Below are 10314 nucleotides of genomic sequence, written 5' to 3'. Positions count from 1 at the left end.
TTCTCGGCCGAACGCCAGAAGTTCTGGGTGGCGTTGCCGTTGAACCAGCCGGCGTCCACGGTGACGTCGCCGTTGAAGGTGGTGTCGTCGGGCTTGAGTCCGAGCCCGGCGATGGAGGTGTAGAAGCCGATCTGGGCGTTGATGTTGTTGTACGTGCCCGGTTTGAACATCAGCGCGTAGCGGCCCGTGCCGAACTGCGCGGACTCCTGCTTCTTGAAGATCTCGTCGACCTTGCCCTGGATGTTCGGGGTCGAGGGGTCGAAGACGAGGACGTTCGGGCCGAGGTCACCGCCGCCGGGGATCTGCGGGTCGCCTCCGCCGGTCGTGCCGTACACCTGGAACTCCCAGAGTGAGTGGCCGTATCCGGTGGCGCGCGCGGTGCCGGTCAGCCGGACGTAGCGGGCGGTGCCGGAGACGTTGAGGGTCTCCGTGCCGCCGGGGCCGGTGGTGGTCGAGTAGGCGGTGCTCCAGCTGCTGTTGTCCGAGGAGAACTCGATCCGGTAGCCGGTGGAGTAGGCCGCCTCCCAGCGCAGCACGATCTGGCTGACCGAGGCGGCGGCGCCGAGGTCGACCTTGATCCACTGGGGGTCGGAGAAGGCGCTTGCCCAGCGCGTTCCGTTGTTCCCGTCCACCGCGGCGGCGGCGGGAGTGCCGTCGTTCTCCTGGCTGGAGGCGGTGACCGTCTTCCCCTGCGAGAGCAGCGTGGGTGCGGCGCTCGCGGGGACCTGGGGGACGAAGGCCAGGAGCGAGAGGACGAGACCGGCGATGACGGCCAGCACGGCGCCGCGTCTTCCGGTCGGGGCGGTCAAGGGTCTGTGGAGGTTCGGAGGTGCGTACAAGGGGATCTCCTGAGTCGTGGGGCGGGTACACGACGCGCACAGCCGGAGAGCGCTCTCTCCGGCTGTGCGTGATACTCCACCCCTTGTTACGAACGCGTCAAGAGATGTGCAACAACAGATGTCTCAGGGCCTGTTGACGACAAGAACTGATGACGGCGACGTGGTGATGACCCCTTGGGGGCGCCCTCCTCGGTGACGGAGCGTGAGATCCGACAGGCCATGGGTTCAGGAAATGGCGGCTGGTCTCAGGGCGCGGCGTAGGTCCGTACGTAGTCGAACTCCGCCGTCACACCGGACCGGTTGTGGGAGACGAGGCCGATCCTCAGATCGCCCCGGACGGGCAGGGTCCACACACCGCTCACGGACCAGTGGACGCCGTCGCGGCTGGTGGACGCGCGTACCTCGTGCTCCCCGTGAGCGGTGTCGCGGTGGTACGCCATCCGCAGCCACATCGTGTCGGCGGGCGGGCCTCCGAACATCGGGGCGTTGGCCACCGCCGTCGGGGGAGTGGTCGTGGGGCGCTCGCCCTCCTTGCCGAACTCGCTGACGTGGAGCACCGCGCCGTCGCCGTTGGTGAGCGGCAGGACCGAGTGGACGAGCTTGAACCACCGGTCGTCGTTCTCGTACAGCACGAGACCGGCCTGTTGTGCCGCCTGACCGGGAGCGAACCGCATCTTCGTCTCGACCGTGAAGTCGCCCTTCGGCGCGTCCCGCAGCAGTACGGACGCCGTGTTGGTGCCCAGATGGAGCTCGGCGTCCTGCGTCGGCCAGGAGAGCGCCCCGCCGGACATGGTGACCCCGGTGGCCGGACCGCGCACCCACCGCCAGGGGGAGGCGGTTCCGGTGCCCGGGACCGTGGCGGTGGAGAACTCGTCGCTGTACTCCCGCAGCAGCCGGCCCGGCGGATCGAGTGCCACCCGCTTCGTCACAGGCCGGTACAGGGCGGCCGCCCCCACGTTGTCCGCCGCCGCACCCGCACCCCGCGCGGCGGCACCCACCGCGCCCTTGCGCACGGCGGCGGCCGGCAGGACACGTGACTGCGTGGCCACCGGGTCGCGGAGCCTGTCGCCCGTCACCTCGGCCGTCAGCCGGGTGCCGCGCAGCTCCACGGACACGTTGTTCCAGGTGTTCCAGGAGAACCCGGACGGCAGCGCGGTCACCTGTTCACCACGGCTCCTGCCGCCCACGCGTACGTCGGTGACGAGTGCGCCGCGTGCCCGGTCCAGCCAGGCGACCACCCGGTTGCCCGGGTCCCGGTAGGCGACGGTGAGCCCCGCCGCGCCACCGGCCGCCGTCACCCTCAGGTCAGCCTCGGCCCGCAGGTCGGCGGGGGCGCGGCCCTCGGCCACGAGGTACGCGGCGCCCGCCCCGGAGGCACCCGGGGTGTGCACGGCGTGGCCGCGCGCGTCCGGGTCGGTCGCGGCGGACCAGCCGGAGGCGGCCTCGCCCTCCGCGTGCCAGCCCGACAGCCCGCCGTCGTTGAAGGTCCCGCCGGCCGCCCACGAGGTCACCGGCGCCGCGGTCGGCCCGTCCGACGGCCCCGCGCCCGCCCGTACGACCGGCCAGCCGTCGATCCAGTCGAGCCGGTCGACGAGCATCGGGCGCCGGGTCAGCTTCAGGGTGCCGTTCGACGCCGGGGCGAGATCGGGGGACTCGGCGGGGATGCCGTGGTAGACCAGCCAGTCCTGGCCCGCGAGGTCCGTCTGGAGGGAGTTGTGACCGGGGCCGATCCACCGGTTGCCGTTCGCCCCGACGACCACGCCCGCCTTGCTGGTGAGGGCCATCAGATCGGTGCCCTCGTCGTCGGTGAACGGGCCGGTGGGGCTCGTGGACCGTCCCACCTTCACCTGGTAGCCGCTGTACGCGCCGTCGCAGCAGCCCGCGTCCGAGTAGAACAGGTAGTAGAAGTCGTCGCGCCGCACGACGAAGCCGCCCTCGACGCGCCGGCCACGGGCCACCTGCGTGACCTCGCCCTCGGTCCTGGAGAGGTCGGCGTTCAGCTTCGCGACACAGATCGTGTCGTAACTGCCCCAGTACAGATAGGGCGTTCCGTCCGTGTCCGTGAACTGCGCCTGGTCGATGTTGCCCGCCGGGCAGCCGCTCGGCGAGGGCAGCACGGCACCCCGGTCGGTCCAGGGGCCCGTGGGGGTGGCGGACGTGGCGAGGCCGACGGTGTTGCGCCCGGGGACCGAGTAGTAGAGGTGGTACAGGCCACGGGCGTAGCGCACCTCGGGCGCCCACAGCCGTGAACCCTCGTGCCAGGCCGGCTTGTTCTCCGGGGTGAAGACCTCGCCCGCGTACTCCCACGTCACCATGTCGGCCGAGCGCAGGACGGGCAGCATGCGCTCCCCGTCCTCACCCTTGCTCTGCATGACCGGGTTCTGGGTGCCGTAGGCGTACCAGAGGCCGTCCTTGCCGCGGATCATCGCCGGATCGGGGAAGGTGTCGACGGCCCCGGCGGACACCGGGTTGGTGTACGTCCTCGTTGCCTCCGGACGGCTCGGCGCGCCGTGCGAGGGGGCGGAGGCGAGGGTGACGAGCCAGACCAGGGCGGCGGCCGCGGCCGCCCACCGGGGAAGGGAGCGGGAGGGGGCCGTCCTTCGCGTGCGTCTCATGGGGTCTCCGCGAGTGTTCCGCCCGGATCCGCGGTCGCGGTCCAGGTCGTGTCATCGGTCTCGAAGGCGCTGAGGCTCGGGTCGTGGTCGGAGGCGCCGATGTCGTACATCGACGTCATCCAGTGGTAGAAGTTGTCGCCCCTGTCCCGCAGCAGTACGTACAGCCGCCGCATCAGCCGGGCCCGCACCGCGTCGAACTCGGGGTGCGTGTAGCGGTTGCTGAGCTCGTGCGGGTCCGCCTCCAGGTCGTACAGCTCGTTGACCGACTCCGGGTTGACGACGAGCTTGTAGCGGTCGTCGCGGATCATCCGCTGCGGGTAGGGGAAGTGGTGGCCGTGGAACTCCGCGACCAGCTCGCCCGGCCAGTCCGGGGTCTCCCCCTTGACGAGGGGGACCAGGCTGCGGCTGTCCACCGCCGGGGACGGGTCGCAGCCCGCCAGTTCGAGCAGTGTGGCGGTGCAGTCGGTGAGGCTGACCAGCTCGTCCCTGACCTGCGGGGCGGCCCCGGGGATCCGGATGATGCCGGGGATGCGGTAGATGTCCTCGTACATCGCCGGGCCCTTGTCGTGGAGCCGGTGGGCGCCGGTGAACTCGCCGTGGTCCGCGGTGAAGAACACGGATGTGTCCTCGCTGAGCCCCAGCTCGTCGAGGCGGGTGAGGATGCGCCCGATCTGCTCGTCGATCAGGGTGACATAGCCCCAGTAGACGGCGATCAGCTTGCGCGTCGTCTCGATCGGGATGGTGTCGAACGCCCAGTGCGCGCTGTAGTTGCGCTGCACCGGCGGCTTTCCCTCGAAGGTCTCGGCGACGGACGGGGGCAGCTCGACGAGCTCCGGATCGTAGAGGTCGAAGTAGGCGTCCGGGAGCAGATAGGGCAGATGCGGGCCGAAGAAGTGCGTGGCCAGGAAGAACGGCTCCTCGCCGGCCGCGTACCGCTCCAGGTGCTCGATGGCGCGGGTGGCGAGGTAGTGCTCGAAGGTGGCCTCCACCGGCTGGTGCAGCCGGGCGGCCAGCAGATTCCCCGGGTTCCCGCCCGGCGCCGTGCCCCTGATCGGCTCGGAGATGCGGTACGGGGGCAGCCCGCGCTCCTCCAGGTACGCCAGGTAATCCGGGTGGTCCACGGGGTTGTGCCAGCCCGGCAGGTCCGGGCCCTCGAAGCCGTACGAGGCCGCGTTGCGGTGGGTCCCGCCGTGCCACTTGCCGATGAGCCCCAGCCGGTAGTCGCGCTCCGTCAGGGCCGCCGGGAAGGTGAAGGCGTCCTCGCGCAGGTCCTCCAGATACCCCACGTTGCGCTCGTAGTTGGCGAGCAGCCGGTGACGGAAGGGCGCCTGCCCGGTGAGGAGGCTCGCCCGTGCCGGGGTGCAGATCGCGGTGGGCGTGTAGAAGCGGTCGAAGCGGGTGCCGGTGGCCGCCAGCCGGTCCAGGTTCGGCGTGGCGACATGCGGGTTGCCGTAACAGCCGAGGGTGTCCACCCGGTGCTGATCGGTCATCAGGAACAGCAGGTTCACTTCTTGTACGCCTTCGTGTAGAGGTCACCCTCGTAGTACGTGTCCGCCGCCGGGGCCTTCTTGAGCTGGCCCGTGCCCACGAAGAACTCGCCGAGCCCGTCCAGCCAGCCGTCCACGGTGCCGTCCTCGGTCCTGGCGACCAGGTCGGCCGTCGACAGCGTCTCCACGTTGGCCGCGTCCGCCGCCACCTTGTCGCGGTCGACCTTCAGCAGCGCGGCGGCGACGTCGACGGACTCCTCGGGGTGCGCCGCGCGCCAGTCGTTGGCCTTCTGGAGGACCTTGACGACCTTGGCGTTCAGCTTCTCGTCGCCGTCGGCGGGCGCCACGAAGGCGTTGGGGAACGCCTGGTCCTCGAAGTCCTTCGCCGCCGTACTGGCGACCTCGTTGAGCTTCGGCTTCTTGGCCTTGATGGTGTCGATCAGCGGATACCAGAGGCCCGCCCCGTCGATCTGGCCCGAGGCGAACGCCGAGACGACCGTGGACGGGTCCATCGGCACCTTCTCGATGTCCTTCTCCGACATCCCGGCCTTCTCCAGGGCCAGATCCAGCACCATCGCACCGGAGGTCCCTTCGGGCACCCCGACCTTCTTGCCCTTGAGGTCCTTCATGGAGGTGATGCCGGGCTGGGCTATGACCCGGTCGGCGCGGCCCAGCGTGTTGATCGCGACGATCCGCGCCTTGCCCGAGGCGGGCAGCCACATGGCTCCGGGACCGATGTAACCGAAGTCGAGGTTGCCCGATCCGAGCGCCTGGATCTGGAGCGGGCCGTTGGTGAACGTCGAGTACTCCGACTTCAGGCCCTGCTCCTTCCACAGCCCCTGCTCGTCCGCGATGGCCAGCAGGCTCGCGCCGTTGTAGTCGCTGATGTAACCGAAGTGGACGGTGGAGGCGCCGCCGGACGACGAGCCGCCCGAGCATCCGGTGACGGAGAGTGCCAGGGCGGACACGGCGACGGCCGCCGTCAGGGCGCGCTGAGGTAGACGCATGGCGCAGGGTTCCTTACGGGAGTTCGGGGGAGCGGGTGGAAGGCGGGGGGCTGGGTGGGGTCTCAGGCGGCCGTGGTGGCGGCCGGGGTCTGGTGGTAGACGGCGGTCCACACGGCGTTACGGATCCGGGCGAACTCGGGGGAGAGCCGGATGGCTTCGGTACGCGGATAGGGCAGGTCCACCTCGATGACCGACTGGATCCGCCCCGGCCGGGCCGCCATCACCACGACGCGCCGGGCGAGATAGACGGCCTCGTCCACGTCGTGCGTGACGAACAGGACCGTGCGCCGGTCCCGGCTCCAGGTGTCCAGGAGCTGGTCCTGCAACTGGACCCGGGTCAGCGCGTCCAGCGCGCCGAACGGCTCGTCCATCAGCAGCACCTGCGGATCGACGGCGTACGCGCGGGCGATGGCGCAGCGCTGCTTCATCCCGCCCGACAGCGTCTTCGGCAGCGCGTCGGCGAAGTCGGTCAGGCCGACCAGCTCGATGGCGCGCTCCGCCCGCCGCCGGCGCTCGGTCGCTGGTACGGACGCCAGCTTCAGCCCGAACTCGACGTTGCCGCGCACGGTCAGCCAGGGGAACAGCGCGTACTGCTGGAAGATCACCCCGCGGTCCGGCCCGGGCCCGGTGACCGGCTTCCCGTCGACGAGCACCTCGCCCGAGGTCGGGACGGCCAGCCCGGCGGCCAGGTTGAGCAGGGTGCTCTTGCCGCACCCGGACGGTCCGACGACGGTGACGAACTCCTCGTCACCGATGTCCAGCGACACCTCGTCCAGGGCGGTGAAGGTGGTTCGCTTCATCGGGAAGGTCCGGGAGACGTCCCGGAAGGAGATCTTGGCGTTCATCGGGTCTCCTGCCAACGGGTGAGACGTCGTTCGGCGAGCAGCAGCAGCCGGTCCATCAGCAGGCCGAGCAGACCGATGGTGATGAGGCCGACGAAGATGGTGGGGAGGTCGTAATAGAGCTGGGCCTTCTGCATCTGGTAGCCGAGGCCCTCCTGCGCGGCGATCAGCTCAGCCGCCACGAGGGTGCCCCAGGCGGAGCCCAGTCCGATGCGCATCCCGACGAGGATGAACGGCGCCGAGGCGGGGACGACCACCTTGAGGAAGATGGTCCCGTCATGGGCGCCCAGCACCCGTGCCGCGTCGATGAGCGTCCTCTCGACCCCCACGACACCCTGGAAGGCCGCCACGACGCTCGACAGGAACGCCGCCAGGAAGATCACGAAGATCTTGGGCACCTCGCCGATGCCCAGCAGCACGATGGCCAGCGGGATCATGGCCAGCGGCGGCACCGTGCGGAAGAACTGGACGTACGGCTCCAGCAGCCCGCGCGCCACCGGGTACCAGCCCATCAGGAAGCCCACGGGCACGGCCAGCAGGGTGCCCAGCGCGAAGCCGATGAGTACGCGTCGCAGGCTGGCCAGCGCGTCGTCGGCCAGCGTGCCGTCGGCGATCAGCTCACCTGCCTTGTCCGCCACGGCGGCGGGGCCCGGGAGCGCCTGGATCCCGAGCGAGGCCAGCCACGCCCACAGGCCGATGCCCGCCACCAGGGCGATCAGGTTCAGGGCGAGCGCGGGGATGCGGGGGCGGCCTCTCCGCCGGGGCTCGCGGGCAGGCCCCGCGCTCTCCCGGACAGGCGTGGCCCGCTTCACGGGTGTCTCCGTGGAACTCATGTGGCGTCCTCGGGAAGGTCGTCGCCGCCCGGCCCGGGGTAGCGGGCGAGCAGCGGGGATTCATGGAGGGCGAGGGCGACCCCGCCGAGCGCGCCGCCCGCCTCACCGAGACCGGCGGGCAGCAGCGTCACGCGCCCACGGGCCAGCGGCATGACATGGGCGTCGAGCGCCTCCCGTACGGGTACGAGGAGCGCGTCGCCCGCCCGGGCCAGCTCACCGCCCAGCACGATCACCCCGGGGCCGACCGCGTTGACGACTCCGGCGAGCACCGTGCCGGTCCGGGTCCCCGCGGCCCGCAGGACCTTGTGGGCCGCCCGGTCGCCGTTCTCGACCGCCCTCAGCAGGGTCGGCACGTCGTCCGCACGGCCGCCCAGCGCGCGGTAGGAGGCGAGGACGGGCCCGATCGACGCGATCGTCTCCAGGCACCCCCGGCCCCCGCACTCGCACGGCGCGCCCTCGGGGTCGGCGGTGATGTGCCCGAGCTCGCCCGCCAGGCCGTCCACACCCCGGTGGAGCGAACCGTTGACGACGAGGCCGCCGCCCACACCGTGCGAGAGCCGCAGGTACAGCACGTCCTGGCTCGCCGCCGCGGCGCCCCAGGTGGACTCCGCCAGCGCCGCGAGCCGGGTGTTGTTGTCCAGCAGCACAGGGGCCCCGAAGCGCTTGCCCAGCAGTCCCGCCAGGATCGTCAGCGGTTCCTCCGGGGCGTCCCCGGCGGTCCGGACCGGGCCGACGAGGCCGACCCCGACCGCACCGGTCGTGCCGAGGGCGGACAGCCGCAGGGTGCCGCCGGCCAGCGAGGCGACGAGCCGCTCGGCCAGCTCGACCCGGCGCTCCCAGGAGAGCCCGGGAGGGTGGGCCCGGCTCGCCGAACCGATCACCTCGTGCGCCACGTTGGCGGCCGCCACATGGACGGCGCGGCGGGCGAAGTCGATGCCGACGGCCTGCCCGGCCGCGGGGTTGAGGGTGAGGTGCTCCACCGGGCGGCCGCGCCGGCGCGGACCGGGCTCGGCGGCGGCCGCCACGACGGCACCGCTCGCGACCAGGGTCCCGACTATGTCGTACAGCGTGGTGCGTGACAGCCCTGCCTGGCGCCCGAGTTCGGCCCGGCTCTGCGGCCCGTGCCGGCGCAGCAGACCGAGTACGCGTTCCTCGTGCCCGCGCCTCAGCCGCGAGAGAGGTCCACCGTGTGAGTGCATGGCGCCCAGCATGATGACCCCGGGATTTTTTAGTCAATGACCCGGAAAAATATTCATGTTGCCGCAATGACAGGTGGATCAGGCCGAGCGCACGCAGCGGAAGCCGAGGTTCCCCGTGGTGCTGTCGGGCGTGTTACGGGTCCGCGCCGCCACCCGGTAGCGATTGCAGTACGAGCGGTGGCACAGGTACGAGCCGCCCCGCATCACCCTGGCGTCACCCGAGCCCGGACCGCGCGGATCGCTCCGGCGGGCCGCCGCGTGGTTGGTGCTCCACCAGTCGTGGCACCACTCCCAGACGTTGCCCGCCATGTTGTACAGGCCGAAGCCGTTCGGCTCGTAGGCGTCGACGGGGGCGGTGCCCGCGTAGCCGTCCTCGGCGGTGTTCTTCGTGGGGAAGTGCCCCTGCCAGATGTTGCAGCGGTGCTCGCCGCCCGGGGTCAACTCGTCGCCCCACGGGTAGCGGGCCTGCTCCAGGCCGCCCCGGGCCGCGTACTCCCACTCGGCCTCGGTCGGCAGCCGCGCGCCCGCCCAACGGCAGTAAGCGCGCGCGTCGTTCCAGGAGACGTGCGCCACGGGATGGTCCCCGCGGTCGCCGATCCCGCTGCCGGGACCCTCGGGCGCGTCCCACCGGGCGCCCTCCACCCCGCACCACCACGGGGTCGCGTCCGGACGGCCGGCGCCGCGCCGGAGTGCCGCCGGCAGGAAGCCGGCGAAGACGTACGACCAGCCGAAGCGCTCGGCCTCGGTGACGTACCCGGTGGCCGAGACGAACTCCGCGAACCGCTGGTTGCTGACCGCGTGCGCGTCGATGCGGAAGGCGGAGACCCGCACCTCGCGGACCGGGCCCTCGCCGTCGTCACGGAAGCCGTCCGGATCCTCGGAGCCCATGAGGAACGAGCCGCCCGGCAGCAGCACCATCCCGTCACCCGACCCCTGCGCGGCGGACGCCACGGTTGCGGTTTCCTCGGGTTCTGCCTGGTCGGAGGGTATGTTCCCGGACGGGCCGTCAGACCCCCCGCGGCCGGGGGAGCAGCAGCCGGACGGTGCGATGTCGTTCATCCCGTGATCCTACGAGCACCGGCGAGCGCCCCGGCCGAGCCCCTACACCGACGATCGTCGCCGCCCAAACCTCCCCTCGGCGTGGCGTGCCGTCCAACGGGTGACATCTGGCTCCCTGTCACACGTTGAGCCCACCGCATCCCTCGAATGCGGCCTCCCCGAGTGGTGAGGCTCCGGATTTCAGCTGACGGTGGATCACGTCGCACCCGTGATCCGATGAGCCGACAACCAGCCGGCCAGCGCGGGGGTGGCGAAAGGACTGTGTATCCATGCGCTCTGCCCGCACCCTGTTCGCATCGGCCGCCGTCACGGCGGTCCTCGCGGTCTCCGTCCCCGCCGCATACGCCGTGACCTCGGCGGACGACTGGGACAAGGACAGCGGTTCCTCCGCCAGCAGCAACGACGACCGTGAGAAGCCGGACTCGTGGAAGCA

The 10314-nt window shown here is 71.4% G+C and carries 8 protein-coding genes; all 8 read right to left on the bottom strand.

The genetic code is table 11. The features are described from left to right. Positions 1–809 (bottom strand): discoidin domain-containing protein (locus JKV81_RS06955; RefSeq protein WP_236055587.1); only part of this gene is annotated, 809 nt, incomplete at its 3' end. A 275-nt stretch (positions 810–1084) separates the two neighbouring features. After that, the gene (locus JKV81_RS06950) at positions 1085–3454 is read right to left on the bottom strand and encodes a glycoside hydrolase family 43 protein (protein ID WP_202075165.1); all 2370 of its coding nucleotides are present in this window, start codon (positions 3452–3454) and stop codon (positions 1085–1087) included. Continuing rightward, positions 3451–4962: a sulfatase family protein gene (locus JKV81_RS06945; RefSeq protein WP_129260865.1), complete on the bottom strand. Its 1512-nt coding sequence runs from the start codon at positions 4960–4962 to the stop codon at positions 3451–3453. Before JKV81_RS06945 ends, JKV81_RS06950 begins: the two co-directional genes overlap by 4 nt. After that, the gene (locus tag JKV81_RS06940; RefSeq protein ID WP_129260864.1) at positions 4959–5948 is read right to left on the bottom strand and encodes an aliphatic sulfonate ABC transporter substrate-binding protein; all 990 of its coding nucleotides are present in this window, start codon (positions 5946–5948) and stop codon (positions 4959–4961) included. The genes JKV81_RS06945 and JKV81_RS06940 overlap by 4 nt, the downstream gene beginning before the upstream one ends. 62 nt (positions 5949–6010) lie before the next feature. Continuing rightward, positions 6011–6793 carry an ABC transporter ATP-binding protein gene (locus JKV81_RS06935; RefSeq protein ID WP_202075164.1) on the bottom strand — a complete coding sequence of 261 codons (783 nt, stop codon included), beginning with the start codon at positions 6791–6793 and terminating at the stop codon, positions 6011–6013. After that, positions 6790–7623, bottom strand: a complete 834-nt coding sequence (locus JKV81_RS06930) for an ABC transporter permease (RefSeq protein ID WP_202075163.1) — start codon at positions 7621–7623, stop codon at positions 6790–6792. The genes JKV81_RS06935 and JKV81_RS06930 overlap by 4 nt, the downstream gene beginning before the upstream one ends. Beyond that, entirely contained in the window at positions 7620–8834 is a 1215-nt protein-coding gene (locus JKV81_RS06925; protein ID WP_202075162.1) for an ROK family protein, read from the bottom strand. Before JKV81_RS06925 ends, JKV81_RS06930 begins: the two co-directional genes overlap by 4 nt. A 66-nt stretch (positions 8835–8900) precedes the next feature. Further along, a complete protein-coding gene (locus JKV81_RS06920; protein ID WP_202075161.1) occupies positions 8901–9881 on the bottom strand; it encodes a formylglycine-generating enzyme family protein in 981 nt (326 codons plus the stop codon). Positions 9882–10314: the final 433 nt, after the last annotated feature.

The sequence above is a fragment of the Streptomyces silvae genome (assembly GCF_016745505.1).
GTDB lineage: Bacteria > Actinomycetota > Actinomycetes > Streptomycetales > Streptomycetaceae > Streptomyces > Streptomyces silvae.
This window is presented reverse-complemented; position numbering and strand designations above follow the sequence as displayed.